An 18,673-nucleotide genomic window follows, 5' to 3' on the forward strand; every position below is an offset into this window, starting at 1 on the left:
CAGTCATTTAGCTTCTGATGGCAAGACTGTAACGTTTCTCATTGAAAATGCATTACAAAATTGAGATTAATGTGTGAGCTTGTTCACGTAAAGAACAGCGCGCTGCTGGGGTGTCCGTATTTAGATTTAATTAGTCCGTTTCTGGGTTGGTGATTATTGTTGTCACGCTTAGCCTAAAAATGGAGCAGAGCTTTTTTGATTTTATTCCATTTTCAATTAGGTCTTTCTGCTGCGATATTTATTGCGGAGGTAAGTGTGAGGGTAAGGTCTTTAATTCGGACAGGGATAGTGTCGCTTTTATTTGCTAGTGGCTATTTGCATGCATCGGAAGAAACGCTACTAATTGAAAAGTTTCAACAAGGGCAGTATTCAAAGCGTGGCGCAGACAGTTGTTTGATGTGCCATAAAAAAAATGAAACGGTGATGGCGCTGTTTGATGGTGTTCACGGCGATTTGCACAGCAGTAGCCCGATGGCGCAGCTGCAATGTGAAGCTTGCCACGGCCCTCAAGGCAAGCACAAAGGCAAAAACCAACCAATGATCACCTTTGGTGATAACGGCAATGTGTCTGCCGAGCTGCAAAGCAGCGTTTGTTTATCGTGTCACCAAGATAGCCAACGCATGGCGTGGCACGACACGTTGCATAGCGATGACCAATCCTGCCTGAGCTGCCACCAGATCCACACCGGTCAAGATCCAGTGTTGAATCGAGCCGCAGAAGTGGCGATGTGTAGTCAGTGCCACCGTGAGCAGAAGCTCGATCTTAATAAGCGCAGCAGCCACCCGCTGACCACCCCAACTCAATCGGGATCAATGACCTGTTCAGATTGCCACAGCGCCCATGGTTCGATGACCGATGGCAGTCTGAAACAGGTGAGCATCAATGACACCTGTTATCAGTGCCATGCCGAGAAGCGTGGGCCGCTGCTGTGGGAGCACGAACCGGTGGTAGATAACTGTACCAGTTGTCACAACCCCCATGGTTCCGTTAATGACGCCATGCTAGAGCGCCGTGCGCCGATGTTGTGCCAAAGCTGCCATGCCAGCGATGGCCACGCCAGTCGTGCCTACGGCGATGACGACTCCGCCTTTACGGGTGGCCAAAGTTGCATGAACTGTCATGGCTCTATTCATGGATCGAACCACCCAGCTGGCAAGCAGTTGTTGCGCTAAGGAAAGCATCAAATGAAATTTCAATTAAGTGTGGTGGCGCTGGCGTTATTGCAGGTGGGCACCGCCAATGGCGCGAGCTTTACCCTGAACGCCGTTGACCGAGCCAATATCGATACCAGCAAGTGGCACTGTAAGCGGTGTGACTCCATGCGCGTTGATGGCGAAATCGGGTTGTCGTTACTGGGCAGTGATGCCGACAACGCCCACGCAGCCAATCGTATGGGTGACGACAGTGAAGCGGCGTTAGCGTTGCAAGCGAACGTTCAATATCAACAGGCGGGCACACGGTTGCAGCTGCAAGCGCAAGACTTGGGCATGGAAACGGGCAGCGGCAAGGTGGCTTATCAGTTTGACCGTTACGCGGTGGCGCTGGGCTATCAAAGCCAGCTGACGGTGGATGCGGCTCAAGCCCAAGGTCAATACGGGGTAAATGGCGAGCAATTGGTGGCGAGCACCGAGGTTCGCACCGCTTTGTTGCAAAAAAAGCGCGAAAGCTGGCAACTGAGCGGCAAGGTTGCAGGGGAATCTTGGAGCAGTTTTGCTCGCTATGGCTATCAACGCCACAGTGGGCAGCAGCTCAGTTCGGTTCAGGTTAATAAAAGCCCGGTGAATTTTGTTAAGCCCATCGACAGCAGCACCCAAACCCTGCACGCCGGCACCGAGCTGTTTGGGCCGCGCTGGCTGGCAATGTTGTCTTACCAAGGCAGTGTGTTTGATAACAGCAACACCGGCTTGCGTCAGGGCCAAGTGACCAGCCTGCAAGCCTTTGCCCCCAACAATGAAGCTCATCAAGCGATGCTGCAAGGGCAATACCGTTTCGATCGCACCAGCCTAAGCGGACGAGTGGTGAAAGGCTGGCGCTACCAAAATCAAGATTACGTTGATGGCGCCGGTGTCGCAGCTGGGATCAGCCACCTAAATGGCGAAGTAACTACCTTAGCGGCCAATTTCAAGCTGGCGTCTGCGCTTAGCCGCAACCTGAAAGTGAACGCTAAGTTTGATTACCGCGATCGCGATAACCGTACCCCAATTCAGCTCTTTAACGCTGTTGAGTACGACCCCTTATCGGGGCAGGCCAGCCATAATGTGGCACTGGACAGTGAGAAAGCCGCTTACCAGCTCGAAGCCAATTATCGCTTTGCTCAAGGTGGGCGTTTAACGGCTGGAGTGCAGCATATTTACCAACAACGGTCGGATTCAGCTCGGGAAGAGAGCCAAGAACAACGGCTGTTCGCCAAGCTGAAATACCACGGTTTTGAACACTGGAATTTCAGCGTGCAAGGCGAGTATGGCCAGCGCGATGGCTCGGCTTATCAAGCTGCGGCAGCCACCTCTTCGGAAGACAACGAGCTGTTACGCAAATATCACCTTGCGGATCGTGATCGCACCGCTGTCGAATTCAACCTTAGTCAGATCCCACATCCCAACGTCGTCATCGATTTCAGCGTGCGCTACGCGCTGGATGACTACTCGGCCAACCGCAGCAGCGCATTGGGGTTAAGCGAGTCCACCGACAGCGGTTACGACCTTGCCATCAACTACCAGCCACTGCCCCAGCTGGATCTGTACCTTTTGGGTGGCCAACAGCGGATCGAATCGAATCAGTTAGGCAGTCAAAGCTTTGCTCAGGTGGATTGGCGCAGCGATAACGAAGATCGATTCATGCACATCGGCATAGGCAGTCGTTACAGCGGCTTGCTGCAGCAGGCATTGGTGCTGGGTTTGGATTACAGCTACAGCCAATCGGAATCAGACGCGGCAGTCACCAATCAAAGCGCATTTGCTGATTACAGTGCTTGGTCGCATAACGCCAACCTGTATGCGGAATACGCCATAAATGCTGCGGCTAAGTTGAAGCTGAATTATCGCTACGAGCGTTATTACGACACCGACTATGCCGACGTATCGGCCTGCACCACGGAGGGGTTAACCCCATTGGGCAACCTTAGCAGTAACTACAACGCTCATCAGTTGATGTTGACCCTCAGCTACGTGTTGTAACCCCCTAAAACAAGGAAAAAACTGATGCAAAGACGTGAATTTTTAAAACTATCTGCAACAGCTGGAGCGGTAAGCTGTATCACCGCTTGCGGCAGTAAAAGCACTGAAACCATCACCCCACAGGTGCCATCCGCTGAAACCATGACCTGGTCTGCGTGCTTGGGTAACTGCGGCCATAACTGCCCATTGCAGGTGTACTCTCAAAATGGGGTTGTTACCCGAATTGAAGGTCAATGGAGCGAGACTGACGAGTATGGCGAGCACCAAACTCGTGCCTGTTTGCGTGGCCGTTCGGTGCGTAAAACCACTTACGCCCCAGATCGGTTGCGGGTGCCATTAAAGCGCCGACCGGGAACGATGCGTGGCGATGGCATTTTTGATGAGATCAGCTGGGAGCAAGCTTATGCCGAGATCGCCGCCAAAACCGGTGAACTGCGCAGTGCCCACGGCAGTAAATCAATCTACATGCACGCTGGCACCGGGGCTGATTACAGCTTCGCTAGCGCTAACTGCATTCGCCGTGCGTTGACCTTCAGTGGGGGCTTTCTTGATCACTGGGGCAACTACTCGGTGGCGATGTCGCAGGTCGCCGCCGAAGCAACCTATGGCCATCGCTATGGTGGCGCGGGTTCTCACATCAGTCAGGTGCGTCATTCGGATCTGTTCTTGGCGTTTGGGCACAACCCCTTTGAGCTACGCATGTCCGGTTCGGGGGAACAATACGATTTGCTGAAAGCGATAGAGCATCGTCGTGACAACGGCGATCTGGATGTGATTTTTGTGGATCCGCGCTACACCGACAGCTGCTTAGGCAAAGAAGACAGCTGGCTGCCAATTCGGCCGGGCACCGATGCTGCCTTAGCGGAAGCGATGGCTTATCAGATGATCAGCAGCGGTTGGGTTGAGGCAAACTCGAAAGCCTTTTTAGATGAGTTTTGTGTCGGCTATGACCGCGAATCGATAGAGCGCGCGCTAGCCACAGATCCGCAGCTGCAAGCGAACTATGGCGATGTTGTTGACGCTGCTGATAACTACAAAGATTACGTGTTGGGTGAAGGCAAATACGCCGGAGCGGCGAAAACCCCAGCGTGGGCGGCCGCCATTACTGGGATCCCAGAGAACCGCATTATCGAGCTGGCCAATAAGTTGATGGCTGCCAAGGCGCCATACATCTACGCGGGTTCATCCAGCAATCGCCAAGCCAATGGCGAGCAAACCACGCGAGCGCTGTACATGTTGCCGGCCTTAACCGGCAAGCTCGGCCAACCGGGCACCAACAATGGCGAATTGGCCAAGGGTCATAAGCTTAAGCGGGTGACCATGGACAGTGGCCCCAATCCGGTGTCGGAATCGATCTTCATGCACAACATCATTGAAGCGGTTGAGCGTGGCGAGACCATGACCACCCGTAGCCACTCGGTAAAAGGCACAGCCGATCTGGATACGCCGCTGGGCACCAATGTGAAAGCGATCTTCTTTGCCGCCAGTAACAGCGTTATCAACCAGCAAAGCGACATCAACTACAGCAAGCGCGTGCTGCAAGATGAAAGCCAGTGTGAGCTGATTGTGGGCATCGATTGCTGGATGACATCGTCCACCAATATGGCGGATTACATTCTGCCTGCAACCACTTGGTTAGAGTCGAATGATCTCTCTGGCCAGTCCTACAACTCGGGCGAATTTGGTTACATCAACTTCCTACAAGCCGCGTGCGAACCGATGTTTGAGTCTCGCTCGATGTATCAGATTGGGGAAGAGTTGTGCGCAGCCATGGGTGGTGACGTATCAGGCTATACCGAAGGGCGTAACGAAGCGCAGTGGTTAGAGCATCTGTACCAACAAACGGTGGCAGCCAACCCATCGCAGCCGATGCCAGCAAGCTACGTTGAGGCCCAGAAAATCGGCATTCATAAAGAGTTTGCTCCAGCGCCTTACGTGGTGCTGGAAGAATTGGTGAAACAGGGCAAGCCCTTATCAACGCCGTCGGGCAAAATTGAGCTCTATTCCTTTAGCTGGGCTAAGCTCGCCACCGAACGCAACACCCGTTCCGATCAGCCAATTGATCAGATTGATCCGCTAGGGAAATACGTTGCGCCGTGGCAGGGCTATGAAGATCAAGACACCAAGGATCAGTACCCGCTGCAAATGGCCTGCTACCACAGCAAAGGCCGCACTCACTCGACCTACCACAATGTGCCGTGGCTGCGTGAAGCGGTAGAAGATGCGGTGTGGGTGAATCCGCTGGATGCCAGCGGCTTTACCGATGGCCAGCAGGTAACCCTAACCAGCCCCACCGGCAGCATTCGCGTCAAAATGAAGATCACCCCTAGAGTCACCCCCGGCGTATTGGCCTTGGCTGAAGGCGCTTGGCACAAAGCCGACAGCAATGGCATTGATCTGGGCGGTTGTCTCAACACGCTCACCAAGTACCACCCAACCCCAGTAACCCAAGGCAACCCGCAGCACACCATCCGTGTGCAGATGTCGGCGTAATAGGAAGGAGTGAAACGATGAGCAATTCAGTTCAGTACGGTTTTTTTGTCGATACCAGCATCTGCAGCGGCTGTAAAACCTGCCAAGTCTCTTGTAAGGATCGCAGTGAATTGCCAGTTGGGATCAACTGGCGTCGAGTGTTTGAATTTGGCGGTGGCCAGTGGCAACAAAACGCCGACAACACCTTTGAACAAAACGTTTATGGCTACTACGCCTCGATTGGCTGTAACCATTGTTCGCACCCCGTATGTGTGAAAAGTTGCCCAACCGGTGCCTGCCATAAGCGCAAGGTGGATGGGTTGGTGCACATCGATCAAGCGGTGTGTATTGGCTGCCAAAGCTGTTCGCGCGCCTGCCCTTACGGCGCGCCGCAGTTTGATACCCAACGTGGGGTAATGACCAAGTGTGACGGTTGTTTCGATCGCATTGGCAGCGGGCGTAAGCCCACCTGTGTTGAGTCGTGCCCGTTACGGGCATTGGATTTTGGCCCGATTGAGGAACTGCGAGCCAAATATGGCAGCAATGCAGATATCGCGCCACTGCCATCAGCTAGCATCACCAACCCCAATTTGGTGATTAAAGTAAACGCCAACGCGCAAGCAGGGGCGAAGCTGTTGAACGACGCCGAAGTGTAATTTGCTTAAATAGTGGGGGCAGTCGGCCCCCTTTTTTTGCCGTGTGGCGATGAACGTTGCTATCGACTTGGCGTTGCCGCGCGGGTTGGTGCCGCAACGGTACGGATTTACGCAGATAGCGCCTTTTTTGGGATCGAAACATGCTTACATCAAACCCCAGTATCGAAGCCAGCCTAAGACTGTTGCATCGATGGTTTCTGTTCAAGCCAGAGCAGGATTTTATTAACCAAGTGCAGCAAACCCGTTGGACGGATGAGTGGCCTTACCAAACCGCTGCGATTGTTACCGTGTTGACGCAGACTGATGCGTCACTGCGCGATGATGCCTTTGCTGTTCTTGAGCGAGACTACTACCGATTATTTCTTGGTCCTGGGCGAGCCTTGGCCTACCCGTGGGGCTCGGTTTATACCGACAAAGACAACCTGCTGTTTGGCGCAACCTCAACCCGATTTCAGCACTTTTGCCAGCAACGTGGCATTGAGCTTACGTTGGTGGGCAATCAGCCGTGGGATCACATCGGGGTGCAGCTGGCGGTGTTGGCCGAGCTGTTGCAACAAGGGCAATCGCAAGCCGCGGCTGAACTATTAGGGGAGCACCTGTTGCCGTGGGCACCAACCTTTTTCAGTTTGGTAAAACATCATGGGGGAACCGATTTTTACCGTGGTGTGGCCGAGCTGGCGGAGCTGACGCTGGCGCAGATCGCCGAACAAGGGCAAGTGACGGTGCAACCACTGCCGATCCACTGCCCTCAGATTGGCTGACGATTTAAGGCAGTAATCGCAGCCGTTGGTAGCAATAAAAAACGCCTGAGAAGCATGGTGCGATTCAGGCGTTTTTTTGTGTCTGCGCGACGGGCAGAATTCAACGATTACGCGCTGGGGTACAGCCCGCCTAAGACGGCGGCGCGGCTGGCGCCGGTGACCGCCGGTAAGCTGCTGGTTAAGCCGTGCAGGTGGCGGTAGGCCAGCCACGCAAACGCCGAGGCTTCCACCCATTGCGGTGGCAGATCTAGGGCGGCGGTGGTTTGCACATTGCACTGGGGCAAACGCTGCCCCAATTGCTTAATCAGCTCGCCATTAAAGGCGCCGCCGCCACAAACAAACAGCTCGGCGCTGTTGGAATGGTGGCTAACGCAATCGGCGATGCTGATCACCGTGGTGGCCAGCAAGGTGGCCAGAACGTCTTCATCTTTGATGGCGGGCAGGCTGTGCAGGTGCCCTTGCAGCCACACGCTGTTAAACAGCTCGCGGCCGGTGCTTTTGGGGGGCGCCTGATTGAAATAGGCGTGGCTGAGCAGCCGCGACAAAAGGGCGTCGTTCACTTGGCCGCGGGCGGCAATGGCGCCGTTGTCGTCGTAGTTGCAGCCCAGATGATCACGGCACCAAGCGTCCATTAGGGTGTTGCCGGGGCCGGTGTCGTAGCCCAGCACTTGCGCGCCCTGAGCTTGGGCGGCGCTGCCGGGCAGCCAAGTGATGTTGGCGATGCCACCAATGTTTACGATGGCGCGATCCGCGGGGGTTTGGAACAGCGCTTGGTGAAAGGCGGGCACCAGTGGCGCGCCTTGGCCGCCAAGGGCGATGTCTTTGCGGCGAAAATCCGCCACCACATCAATGCCAGTGAGCGTTGCTAAGGTGCTCGGGCAGCCAAGCTGCAGGGTAAAGGCGTGATGGCCTTCGGGCATGTGGCGCACGGTTTGGCCGTGGCTGCCAATGGCGGCAATGGCGCTGGCCTCGACCCCGGTTTTGGCCAACAGGTTGTGCACCGCTTCGGCAAACACGCGCGCCAAAGCGCGATCGGCGCGGCCAAGGCGGTCAATTTCGTTATTGCCGGGGCTGCACAACCGGTGCAGATCGTTCAGCAGTGGCGGCGGCAGCTCAAGGCTGTGGGCGCCGCGCAGGGTGGGTTTGCCGTTATCGTTAAACGCCACCAATACTGCATCCACCCCATCCATTGAGGTGCCCGACATCAGTCCAATCAAATAGCTCATAGTGCTGGTTGCTCGCTGCGCGCCAACCGAAACGATTGTCGGTGACTCAGTTGAGCCAATAGCGTTTTGCTGTTGGCAAGGAAGGTTTGTTTCTCTTTGCCGCTAAGCGAACGCGACTGCGGCAGCTTGACGGTACGTGGGTTGCGATGCACCCCATTCACTAAAAATTCGTAGTGCAGGTGGGCGCCGGTAACGCGACCGGTGCTGCCCAACTTGCCGATGGTTTGCCCCTGCTTCACCCGTTGGCCCTTCTTCACCAGCCGCTTGGAGAGGTGCAGGTACTTAGTGATGTACTGGTTAGAGTGCTTAATGAACACATAGTTGCCGTTCAATTTGTTGTAGGTGGCGTGGGTAACGATGCCATCACCCGCGGCCATGATTGGGGTGCCACGCGGGGCAACGTAATCGGTGCCACGGTGGGGCCGAACTCGGCCGGTAACCGGATGCATGCGGCGCGGATTAAAGTTGCTTGATACGTAGTTAAACTGCACCGGTGCCCGCAAGAAGGCTTTCTTCATGGCACGGCCGGTGTCGCTGTAATACTTGCCGTCGCTGTGGCGTACCGCGCGGAAGGTGTCGCCTTGGTTAATGAACTCGGCCACCAAGATATCGCCTTCATTCACGTACTGGCCATCAATGTAGTTGTTCTGCCACAACACACTGAAACGGTCGCCTTGGCGAATGTCTAAGGCAAAGTCGATGTCCCAGCCAAACAGCCCCGCCAGTTCCATGATGGTGTTGGGGGTTAGCCCCGCATCCACCGCCGCATTCCAAAAGTTGGATTGGATGGTGGCGCTGGCAAACCGTTCGCGCTTCTCTACGGCCAGTTGTTCAATCTGTTCTTGGTAGCCATCGGCCGTGGCGTTAACGATAAGGGTGTCGCTGGCGGAGGTTTGGTAGCGCAGCTGCTTAAATTGATCGCCATCGAACCCCAGTTCAATGCGTTGGCCGGGCTTGATTCGGCGTAATCGCTTGGCCGCATTGGGCAGCTGGGTGATCTGGTGCAGGGTTTTGGGGGACAACCCCGCCCGATCAAACAGCAGCGCGGCGCTGTCGCCATTGTTTACTGGGAAACTGCGCCATTGCAGCGGCTCTATGGTTGGGGCGCGGTCAGGCAACGGGGCCAGCGTTAATGGCAACCGCTGTTGGCTGGGGATCACCTGAGAAAATTTCTGCGCCAGCGATTGCGGGCTGGGCAGTAAGCCTATCAGCACCATAATGGCGACTAACATTAAAATGGCACCACGGTGGCGGTGTGGCAATTGAGCAAACAGAGCGGTGGTACGGGATACGGCTCGGATCATAGTTGAATGCAGTTGTTTTTATGGCGATGCATCGGCGCTGACGGTTCCGAGACGATGAGGCTTTTTGTGTCGGGATAGCCAGCACTGGGATGCGGCGCTTTGCTTTATCGGGGCTAATCAGTAACATTATCGCTTTTGCAGACAGATTCAAACCGTGCGGAGACAGTGAATGACTGATTTGGATAAGGCCTTAGCCGAAATTCGTCGTGGTACCGATGAGATTTTGGTGGAAGAGGAGTTGGTGGCCAAGCTGAAATTGGGTCGCCCACTGAAAGTAAAATTGGGTGCCGATCCCACCGCCCCGGATATCCACCTGGGCCACACGGTGATCCTCAACAAGTTGCGCCAGTTCCAAGATCTGGGCCACGAAGTGATCTTCCTGATCGGTGATTTCACCGGCATGGTGGGTGATCCAACCGGTAAAAATAACACTCGCCCACCGCTGACCAAAGAACAGGTTGCGGCCAACGCTGAAACCTACAAAGAGCAGGTGTTCAAAATTTTGGATCCGGTTAAAACCCGCATCGAGTTTAACTCCAGCTGGTTGGGCGATCTGGGTGCCGAAGGCATGTTGCGCTTAGCGGCACAGCAAACCGTGGCACGAATGCTGGAACGGGACGACTTTAAAAAGCGTTACGCTGGCGGCCAATCCATCGCCATCCACGAGTTTATGTACCCGCTGCTGCAGGGCTACGATTCGGTGGCACTGGAAGCCGACATCGAGCTGGGCGGTACCGATCAGAAGTTCAACTTACTGATGGGCCGTGAACTGCAAAAAGGCGCAGGCCAAGAGCGTCAGGTGGTGATCACCTTGCCGCTGCTGGTGGGCTTGGATGGCGTTAAGAAGATGTCTAAGTCGGCCAATAACTACATTGGCATTGCTGACGCACCTTCTGACATGTTCGGCAAGATGATGTCTATCTCTGACGAACAGATGTGGGACTACTACGAGCTGTTGTCGTTTAAGTCGCTTGAGCAGATCAGCGAACTGAAAGCGGCCACCGAGGCTGGCGCCAACCCGCGTGATGCCAAGATCGCTTTGGCGAAAGAGATCATCGCTCGCTTCCACGACGACGCCGCCGCCGAGGGCGCGCATAACGAGTTTACTCAGCGTTTCTCTAAGAATCAGATCCCAGATGAGATGCCAGAGCTGAGCTTTGACGCGGGTCTGCCTATCGCCAACTTGCTGAAAGAAGCTGAGCTGGTGAAAACCACTTCCGAGGCGCTACGCATGATTAAGCAAGGCGCGGTGAAGATTGATGGTGACAAGGTTGAAGACAACAAGTTAGTGCCTGCTGCCGGTACCGCGGTGTACCAAATCGGCAAACGTAAGTTTGCGCGCATCACCCTAGCCTAAACGCTGATGGATGCGAACAGCCCCGCTAATGCGGGGCTTTTTTGTGTCTTCAGGCCGTTAAGCCGCCACTACACAATGCGTTTGTTGCGGTAGAACAGCAGCCCCGGCAGTGCTAAGCCAAGGGCAAGGCCACCAATCACAAACATGGTGGTCAGAAAGTTGTCGAACAGCACCGCCAGCAGCTCTGGGCTAAAGTCGGTTTGATTCAGTTGCACCAAGGCCGTCATCGACTTAAAAGCGTACACGCCGGGTAACATTGGGATCACCGACGCCACCGTCATGGCTTTTGGTGGGGCGACCACGCGCGGCGATAGCCAGATGCCAATGCTGCCCACTAAGGTGGCCGCCAGCAGGGTGCCTAACTCGAAAGAGAGGCCATTGTGCATCAGCAGTAAGCGGCTGCTGACCCCGACGGCACCAAGCATGGCGCAATGTTTTAGTAACTTTTGCGGCACATTAAACAGCAGCGCAAACCCCACAGCGGGAATGGCGGCCAATACGGCGCTTTTGGCTAACGCCAACACATCAATCACGATCATAACCAAGCCCACAATCCAAACAGGTTCATCGCCATCACTATGCCAATGCTGGTGGCTAAGGTGAGCAGTGACGCCATCGCCCAGCGGGCGAGGCCAACGTGCACGTAGCCCTTCACCATGTCAGAGGCGGCGTTGATCAGCGGCACCCCAGGCACCAGCATCAACACCGAACAGGCCATCACCAACGTGGGTTGATTGCCAAACTCGAAATACTGCGCCGGTGCCGCGGCGGCGGTGGTAACAAAGGCGGTGGCGGCAAAGTTAAGCAGTGGGTTGAAGTGACGATGGCCGATCTCTTGCCGCACCAGCATGCCGCAGGCGGTTGCAAAGAAGGTCATCAGCGCCACCTTAAGATCGCCCCCAGCCAAACCACTGAAGGCGGCGCAGGAGAGGGCCACCATCACCAGCACCAGCCAGCGGTTGTAGCGGTTTTTGTTCAGTCGTTCGAGTCGGCGCAAAATGGATGCCGCATCCAACACCTGCTTTTCCGCCATCACCACCAGATGCTGCAGTTCGGCGATCACCCCAAAGTGGATGCCGTGATCGCGGCAAAAACGCACCGTGGTAATGCAGTGGCCGTTAGTGACGCTGGTGATGCTGATGGAGTTGGCGTTGATGCTGGCGTGCACCTCGTCTAGTCCCAGTGCGCGCCCTATGCGACGGCTTAGCTCGGCAATCAGCGCGGATTCGGCGCCATGTTGCATCAATAGTTGCCCTAAACGGATGCTGATCCGGGTTAAATCGTGGGGATCAAGGTCGGTGGTTGCGGTAGCCAAAACGAGTCCAGTGCTAAAAAAGAGGGCGATATTATGGCAAAACGTGATTCTTACGCTGTGAGCTGTGCTGATTTTCCACAATTTGGTGCTTAACTGTTCAGTTGAATGGGTTCGTCAGAAAAAGGGCTTTACCTTTGGCGGTGACCCCTTATAATCCATCTCGTTCTCAAGGGGTATAGCTCCAATTGGTAGAGCACCGGATTCCAAATCCGGGTGTTGGCGGTTCGAGCCCGTCTACCCCTGCCATACAAAACGAGAGAGCCCGCACAATGTGCGGGCTTTTTTGTGTCTGCAATTCAGGGCACTTGCCTAGCCACAGCCGTTGTCGGATGTTGGAGAGGAACTTAACTGCACTGGAGCGGTGATGACCACCCTGATTGACAAAATCCCTCAAGCCAAAGATGGCAGCCTCTTTCTGCCAGAGCTGAAAAATGCCAGTGGCCTCTATACCGTCGGCAACAAAGGCGATGAGCAGAAGTTTGAACGCTATGCTGACGCCTTAGCGTATTTGCGAGCAATGCCTACCCCGCGTTGGCGCCGCCCTAACGACAACGGCAATTGGGGCATTGTGACTGGCGTGCGCTGGATTACGCCTGAGCAAGTACTTGCGGCGTCCAGATCGCCGCTGGCGTAGTCATGTCTACTTAGGTGTTTGGGCGCTGTCACGTTACGCCAAAGAGCGGCTAACGTGACCTACGAAGTTGGCATGATGCCCGTAGGGTTGATTAGCCGCAGGCGTAATCGAACAAGTGGTGCAGTGTTCGGATCGCCGCTGGCGCAGTTACATCTGCTTTGACGCTTTGACGCTTTGACGCTTTGGCGTTGTCACGTTACGCCCAAAAGCGGCTAACGTGACCTACGATGTTGGCATGATGCCCGTAGGGTTGATTAGCCGCAGGCGTAATCGAACAAGTGGTGCAGTGTTCGGATCGCCGCTGGCGTAGTCATGTCTACTTTGGCGCATGGGCGTTGTCACGTTACGCCAAAGAGCGGCTAACGTGACCTACGAAGTTGGCGTGATGCCGTAGGTTTGATTAGCCGCAGGCGTAATCGAACAAGTGGTGCTGCCTTGGCGATTGGGCGTTGTCACGTTACGCCTGCGGCTACAGGTAAGTACTAAATGTTTAGTTATTTCTGATTAAGCCGAAACCTGATCTTGTTCTGCGTGAGTAATCGCAACAGACTCTCGGTACTGAGCAGCCTCAGCTTTCATTGTCCATTGCGCTTCAATGCCCAGCTCATCAACCACGGCTTTTAATTCAGATGGCGCCACTCTGAAGAACTCCTTACGCAAATTCACTCGGTTCATTCGAGAGTAACCAAAACGTCGGTGTAATTCATTTTCCAGCTTTGGTGCATCTTCACTGAAAATCATAGCGTGTACATCGAACTCAAAAGGTACACTGGCGTCGCCAAGCTCTTTAACGCGATCCATTGGTTCTAGTCGTCGAGTCATGCCTACTTTGACAACATCCTCGCCAAAAGATCCAATGTTAGAGATTACGTATACGTGACCTTTTTTGGTCTGCTGAGCCATTGAGATTGCGCGTTGATTTCGAACTTCAGCTTGTTCCCATTTTTGCTGAAGATCTGCTAGCTGCTGCTCATATTGGGTACGTTCTGCTTGGCTTGCTGTAGCCAGCTCTTTCCGCGCCTTTTCCATTGCCTTTTCTAGCAAACGTTCTTCTTTTTCAGCTTCCCGTTGAGCTTTCTCAAACTCTTTTCTTGCGCGTTCTTCGTCCCGAATTTGTGCTTTGATCGCTTGTTGTTCGGCTTTTTCGGTTAAACGAAGTTCTTCGGTTGCTACAGCCCATTTCAACTCATTGATTCTAGCCTGCAAGAACAAGTCGGTAATTCTTGCGTTTTTGAAGGCAGAACCATGATGGTTCACCAACTCAAATGCATCGAGTATCTGTTGCTTAAGTTTGCCAAAGTTATCTTTTTTAACGCGCGACATCACCGTATCGACTTTGCCGTTAAATGCATCAGAGACAAATTTAATGGCGGTGTTTCTGCGATAGCGCTCTACATAGTCACAGTCGGCAGCTTTGCCAGATGAGATCATTGCTTTAGTAGTTGCTCTGCATTCTTTTAGTTTTAGGCCTGCTTCTTTATGGCAATATTCATCAGCGAGATCATCAAGGGCATGGTGGTTAGGAATGATGTACTCATCACCATACCCTTCAATTGCGTTTTTCATCGCTTTTGCTGCTGCAGCATAGCTGCTTGCATTTCTTTTCGCTTCTAACGCTTTTCCCGCAATTTCTTGAGCTTCACTTTTTGCGCTATTTATAAGATTAGAGGCTTCTGCTTGTGCATCGCTTCTCATTTTTTCAACTACAAGAGCAGCGCTGTTGTGTTGTTCTGAAGCTAAAATAAGTTGTGCTTCAGCATCCCTAATGAGGGTGTCAGCTTTGCTCTTAGATTCAGCATATAGTTGCTCTACATGCTCAGCGGCTTCAGCTTTTAGTCTGCTAGCCTCAAGTGCAACATCGGCAACTTCGCGGAAAGGACTTAACTGCTCGATTTCATTGTTAGCTTGAAGTAAATCAGCTTCTAATGCCTCCACCCTAATGTTGGACTTTTGCAATCCACATTCCGAGTTTTTTAATAAATCTTTAGTTTCATTGAGCTCTTTTGTTACTTTGTTTTTGTCTGATGAAGAAAGAGTAATGGCAATGAGCGACAAGATAAATAAAATTGTTAATATAATTACTTCGTTGTCCATTTATAAATCCAAAATTAGATATGCATCTATGAATTTTAAAATATATTTCCAATTGTTTTGTTGACCTTCTTATCAGTTTTATTCACCGTGAAAAACGGGACGCCTTAGCGTCCCGTTTTTCTTATTTAACTCTTCGCTCCTAACTACTAACTTTCAGCTACGAGCGACCAACTTCACTCACTTCAACTTGGCGATGGCTTGCTCAATGCCAGCAGCGTAAGCGCTATCGGCCTCAGCGAAATGGCCAAGCATCCGCTGCTGCACTTCGGCACTGGCTTGGGACAGGGTGCCGGCGATGGTGTCGAACAGTTGCTGTTGCTGCTCGGGGTTCATCATGCGGAACAGATCCCCCGCTTGTTGGTAATCGTCCTCGACGGTTTTGTCGAAGCGGGCCATGTCGCCGTCGATACGCAGTGGCGGCTCTGCCATGGTTGGCGATTGCGCTGGGCCTTGCTGGCTGTTGGGGCCGTAGTTGACGCTGCTGCCGCGGTCGGCATCGGCACCGTGGAATGGGCAGCCAGTACCGGCCATGGCACCGGCGGGCTGGTAGTGCTGCGGCTTGCTGGCGTGCGGGCAGTTCACCGGTAACTGGTTGTAGTTGGTGCCAACGCGGTGACGCTGGGCATCGGCGTAAGCAAACAGGCGCGCTTGCAACATTTTATCTGGTGAAGCGCCAACGCCGGGCACCAAGTTGGATGGGGCAAAGGCCGCTTGCTCTACTTCATTGAAGTAGTTTTCTGGGTTGCGGTTTAGCTCCAGCTCGCCAATCTCAATCAACGGGTAGTCCTTGTGCGGCCATACCTTAGTTAAATCAAATGGGTTGAGGTGGTAACTGTCGGCATCCGCTTCCGGCATGATCTGCACGTTAACCGACCATTTCGGGAAGTCGCCGTCTTCGATGGCGCCGAACAGATCGCGCTGGGCGTGGTCGGGATCGATCCCCTTAATCACATCCGCTTGCTCGTTGCTGAGGTTCTTGATCCCCTGCTTGGTCTTGAAGTGAAACTTAACCCAGAAGCGTTCACCGTTGGCGTTCCACAGCGAGAAGGTGTGGCTGCCGTAACCGTTCATGGTGCGGTAGTTGGCTGGAATGCCGCGATCCGACATCAAGATGGTGATCTGATGCAGCGCTTCGGGGGTCAGTGACCAGAAGTCCCACATCGCTTGCGGATCTTTCAGGTTGGTTTGCGGGTTACGCTTTTGGGTATGGATAAAGTCGGGGAACTTGATGCCATCGCGCAGGAAGAACACCGGGGTGTTGTTGCCAACCACATCGTGGTTGCCGTTGGCGGTGTAGAAGCGCACCGCAAAACCGCGGGGATCGCGCTCGGCGTCTGCCGATCCGGCTTCACCGCCGACGGTGGAGAAACGCAGGAACACTTCGGTTTGTTTGCCAACGCCCTGGAAGTGATCGGCGATGGTGTAGTCAGACAGATCTTTGTTCAAGGTAAAGGTGCCGTAGGCGCCGCTGCCTTTCGCGTGCACCACGCGCTCAGGGATGCGTTCGCGGTTGAAGTGAGCCAGCTTTTCGATCAGTTGCCAATCTTGCAGCATCAAGCCGCCGCGCGCGCCTGCGCTCAGGCTGTTTTGGTCGTCAGCAATGGGGGCGCCATTTTGAGTCGTTAGTCGATGATTCATGCTCATGTTCCTATGTCGATTTGTACGTCGTGGTGGTCAACGGCAGTGGCAAGTCGGTGTCACTGCCGCGTTTCGATGGGGAAAGAATAGGGAAAATGAGCCAGCCAATAAAACGATTAGTACAGTTCGAGCTGTTCGCATTTGTCGATTGCAATCTGTTCTACGGATTGATCTTGATCAACGTAATCGAAAATTCAGCGGCATAGGGAAACGCTTGGTTGTGAGCAAGACAACACTCTGTTTTGGGGCAAGCGGTTACGCTAAACCCAAGCGGTAGCGAAGGGCAGAGTGATGGTAACGATTTTGATTGTGGTGGCGTTGTTGGTCGTGGCGGCTGGGTACTGGCGCCAGCGGCAGCGCAAGTTGCGGCAGCCCCCCAAGCCGTTTGTGTTTACCCCCAGTAATCACAGTGGCAAGCGGCCTTGTCCTCGCTGCAAATACACCATGGGTTATCGCGACAGCCCCTGCACGCAGTGCAAAGTGTATCGGTAATCGCAGCAACAAAAAGGGAGCCAATTGGCTCCCTTTTTGTTGCTGGCTAAGAAAGGCTTAGCTGCGGGTTTCGATGTGGCTGATCTTCGCTTCCAGCTGGTATTGGGCAGCGGGTTCAATCTTGATGCGTACTTCGTTGCCGGCTTTGCTTTTGCCCGGGCGCAGGTAGGTGCTGGCCATGCGTTTAATGGCACGCCAGATCTTCACCGTGTGCTGTTGTGGCTCGCCGCCCTGAACGCTGATGCTGATCTGCAGATCGGTTTCAATTAAGGATTCAAGGCCGGTATTGATGACACTGGTTGGGATCACCAGTTCATCGCCGTCGAGGTGCGGTGCGGCTAAGACCACGGTAATGTCGGATTTGGTGGTTTGCAGAATCGGCTTATCTTGGTTTGCGCTGAAGGTCACGCCACGGGGCTGGCTTACTACGGTGGCTGGCTGGGCAACCACGGCGATGGCATCAGGCTGTGGCGCGGCTGCGGCGCTTGGCTCAACCACGTAGTCCCAAGTGAAATCGGCTTTCAACAGTACCTGACGGCCATCTTCTAAGCGCAGCAGTTGATCGGCGGCAAAGGTTGGGGTGGCGATAAGCGCCGCAAGCAAAGGGATCAAAAATTTCATGTCGTCATCCTCGGATATAATGCGTTGCAGCTTAACAGATGCGGTTGCGGGGTAAAGTGAGCCAGATTGCGGCTTGGGATCTTGCGGCAATGCTAACTCCGTCGCTGACATTTAGATGAAGCATGGTATCTTGCCGCCCATGAGTAAATTATCCGAGCGCCAAATCGCGGCGCTGCAGCAGATGGGGATCACCCCTTATCAGGTGCCGGCCAAACCGGCGGAGCTGTGCTTAGTCAATGTGGGGGCAGAGGCACTGCAACACCCACTGATTTTAGATGTGTTGCAGCTGCTGCAGTTAACCCCAGAACAGTGCACGGTTGCGGCGTGCAGTGACGATGGCAACGCCAAGCGTTACTGGCAGTTAAAGCACGATATGCCCACCCGACCCACCCACTTACACACCGCCGCATTAGCCGAGCTGGCCGAGCCCGCCGCTAAGCGCCGTTTATGGCAACGCTTACAATCATGGCTGTAACTTACCAAGCGGCCTCGCCGCAGCGATTTAATGCCTTTTGGGCACTGGAAACCAAATGCCACCCGCAGCCGTGGAGCGAATCCAACCTCTACAGTTGCTTGATGAAGCCCTACTGGGGCGAGTTGATGCTGCAAGATGGCAAGCCGGTGGGGTTTTACCTGTTTCAGCAGGTGTTGGATGAATTAACGCTGGTGAACATCTGCGTCGATCCCGCCCAGCAGGGCAATGGCCTTGGCGGCCAGCTGCTAACCCAAGCGTTAGCCCAAGCCCAGCAACGCCAAGCGGCGGTGTGCTTTTTAGAGGTTCGCGCCAGCAACGCTGCGGCCATTGGCCTGTATCAAAAAACCGGTTTCAACCAAGACAGCCTGCGCAAAGGCTACTACCCCGGCGCAAACGGCGGCCGCGAAGACGCGGTGTTGATGTCGTTGCAGCTGCCGTCGGGCTAATACCAGCA

General features: G+C 54.1%; 17 protein-coding genes and 1 tRNA gene. 11 read left to right on the forward strand and 7 right to left on the reverse strand.

The genetic code is table 11. From position 1 onward, the window contains the following. Positions 1–288 precede the first annotated feature (288 nt). The 5 genes from Q0796_RS13495 to Q0796_RS13515 all read left to right on the forward strand — a co-directional run bounded on the left by Q0796_RS13495 (position 289) and on the right by Q0796_RS13515 (position 7,063). Positions 289–1,173 carry a DmsE family decaheme c-type cytochrome gene (locus Q0796_RS13495; RefSeq protein ID WP_298444110.1) on the forward strand — a complete coding sequence of 295 codons (885 nt, stop codon included), beginning with the start codon at positions 289–291 and terminating at the stop codon, positions 1,171–1,173. 12 nt (positions 1,174–1,185) lie between these two features. Next, on the forward strand, positions 1,186–3,174 hold the full coding sequence (locus Q0796_RS13500; RefSeq protein WP_298444111.1) for an MtrB/PioB family decaheme-associated outer membrane protein: 1,989 nt from the start codon (positions 1,186–1,188) through the stop codon (positions 3,172–3,174). Positions 3,175–3,198: 24 nt separating this feature from the next. Beyond that, positions 3,199–5,667, forward strand: a complete 2,469-nt coding sequence (locus Q0796_RS13505; protein ID WP_298444113.1) for a DMSO/selenate family reductase complex A subunit — start codon at positions 3,199–3,201, stop codon at positions 5,665–5,667. Positions 5,668–5,684: 17 nt separating this feature from the next. Further along, positions 5,685–6,302 (forward strand): DMSO/selenate family reductase complex B subunit, encoded by a 618-nt coding sequence (locus Q0796_RS13510; protein ID WP_298444115.1) that lies wholly within the window; start codon positions 5,685–5,687, stop codon positions 6,300–6,302. 140 nt (positions 6,303–6,442) lie between these two features. Beyond that, positions 6,443–7,063: a molecular chaperone TorD family protein gene (locus tag Q0796_RS13515; RefSeq protein WP_298444116.1), complete on the forward strand. Its 621-nt coding sequence runs from the start codon at positions 6,443–6,445 to the stop codon at positions 7,061–7,063. A gap of 107 nt (positions 7,064–7,170) precedes the next feature. Here Q0796_RS13515 and Q0796_RS13520 read toward each other — a convergent pair whose 3' ends face one another. Then, positions 7,171–8,289: an anhydro-N-acetylmuramic acid kinase gene (locus Q0796_RS13520; protein ID WP_298444118.1), complete on the reverse strand. Its 1,119-nt coding sequence runs from the start codon at positions 8,287–8,289 to the stop codon at positions 7,171–7,173. Continuing rightward, positions 8,286–9,593, reverse strand: coding sequence for a peptidoglycan DD-metalloendopeptidase family protein (locus Q0796_RS13525; protein ID WP_298444120.1), 1,308 nt, complete (start codon positions 9,591–9,593; stop codon positions 8,286–8,288). Before Q0796_RS13525 ends, Q0796_RS13520 begins: the two co-directional genes overlap by 4 nt. A 169-nt stretch (positions 9,594–9,762) precedes the next feature. Between Q0796_RS13525 and tyrS the strand changes: the two genes are divergently transcribed. Further along, entirely contained in the window at positions 9,763–10,950 is a 1,188-nt protein-coding gene (gene tyrS, locus Q0796_RS13530) for a tyrosine--tRNA ligase (RefSeq protein ID WP_298444122.1), read from the forward strand. A 68-nt stretch (positions 10,951–11,018) separates the two neighbouring features. On the opposite strand, the gene Q0796_RS13535 is transcribed toward tyrS, so the two are convergent. Beyond that, a complete protein-coding gene (locus Q0796_RS13535) occupies positions 11,019–11,489 on the reverse strand; it encodes a threonine/serine exporter family protein (protein WP_298444123.1) in 471 nt (156 codons plus the stop codon). Next, positions 11,486–12,265 (reverse strand): threonine/serine exporter family protein, encoded by a 780-nt coding sequence (locus Q0796_RS13540; protein WP_298444125.1) that lies wholly within the window; start codon positions 12,263–12,265, stop codon positions 11,486–11,488. The genes Q0796_RS13535 and Q0796_RS13540 overlap by 4 nt, the downstream gene beginning before the upstream one ends. Before the next feature lie 169 nt (positions 12,266–12,434). Between Q0796_RS13540 and Q0796_RS13545 the strand changes: the two genes are divergently transcribed. Both Q0796_RS13545 and Q0796_RS13550 read left to right on the forward strand, forming a co-directional pair. After that, positions 12,435–12,511, forward strand: a tRNA-Trp gene (locus Q0796_RS13545). Positions 12,512–12,629: 118 nt separating this feature from the next. Then, complete coding sequence (locus tag Q0796_RS13550; RefSeq protein WP_298444126.1) at positions 12,630–12,899, forward strand: hypothetical protein; 270 nt, start codon at positions 12,630–12,632, stop codon at positions 12,897–12,899. Between the two features lie 504 nt (positions 12,900–13,403). Here Q0796_RS13550 and Q0796_RS13555 read toward each other — a convergent pair. Then, positions 13,404–14,993: a DUF4041 domain-containing protein gene (locus Q0796_RS13555; RefSeq protein ID WP_298444128.1), complete on the reverse strand. Its 1,590-nt coding sequence runs from the start codon at positions 14,991–14,993 to the stop codon at positions 13,404–13,406. A gap of 177 nt (positions 14,994–15,170) precedes the next feature. Beyond that, positions 15,171–16,637 carry a catalase gene (locus Q0796_RS13560; protein ID WP_298444130.1) on the reverse strand — a complete coding sequence of 489 codons (1,467 nt, stop codon included), beginning with the start codon at positions 16,635–16,637 and terminating at the stop codon, positions 15,171–15,173. A gap of 285 nt (positions 16,638–16,922) precedes the next feature. On the opposite strand from Q0796_RS13560, the gene Q0796_RS13565 reads away from it, so the two are divergent. Next, on the forward strand, positions 16,923–17,123 hold the full coding sequence (locus tag Q0796_RS13565) for a hypothetical protein (protein ID WP_298444131.1): 201 nt from the start codon (positions 16,923–16,925) through the stop codon (positions 17,121–17,123). 57 nt (positions 17,124–17,180) lie between these two features. Here the strand turns inward: Q0796_RS13565 and Q0796_RS13570 are convergent, their stop codons facing one another. After that, positions 17,181–17,744 carry a DUF3157 family protein gene (locus Q0796_RS13570; RefSeq protein ID WP_298444133.1) on the reverse strand — a complete coding sequence of 188 codons (564 nt, stop codon included), beginning with the start codon at positions 17,742–17,744 and terminating at the stop codon, positions 17,181–17,183. Positions 17,745–17,883: 139 nt separating this feature from the next. Between Q0796_RS13570 and Q0796_RS13575 the strand changes: the two genes are divergently transcribed. Together Q0796_RS13575 and rimI are read left to right on the forward strand one after the other, a co-directional pair. Continuing rightward, positions 17,884–18,219: a DNA polymerase III subunit psi gene (locus tag Q0796_RS13575; protein WP_298444135.1), complete on the forward strand. Its 336-nt coding sequence runs from the start codon at positions 17,884–17,886 to the stop codon at positions 18,217–18,219. After that, positions 18,210–18,665 carry a ribosomal protein S18-alanine N-acetyltransferase gene (rimI, locus tag Q0796_RS13580; protein WP_298444136.1) on the forward strand — a complete coding sequence of 152 codons (456 nt, stop codon included), beginning with the start codon at positions 18,210–18,212 and terminating at the stop codon, positions 18,663–18,665. Before Q0796_RS13575 ends, rimI begins: the two co-directional genes overlap by 10 nt. Positions 18,666–18,673: the final 8 nt, after the last annotated feature.

The sequence above is a fragment of the uncultured Ferrimonas sp. genome (assembly GCF_947489035.1).
Classification (GTDB): Bacteria; Pseudomonadota; Gammaproteobacteria; order Enterobacterales; family Shewanellaceae; genus Ferrimonas.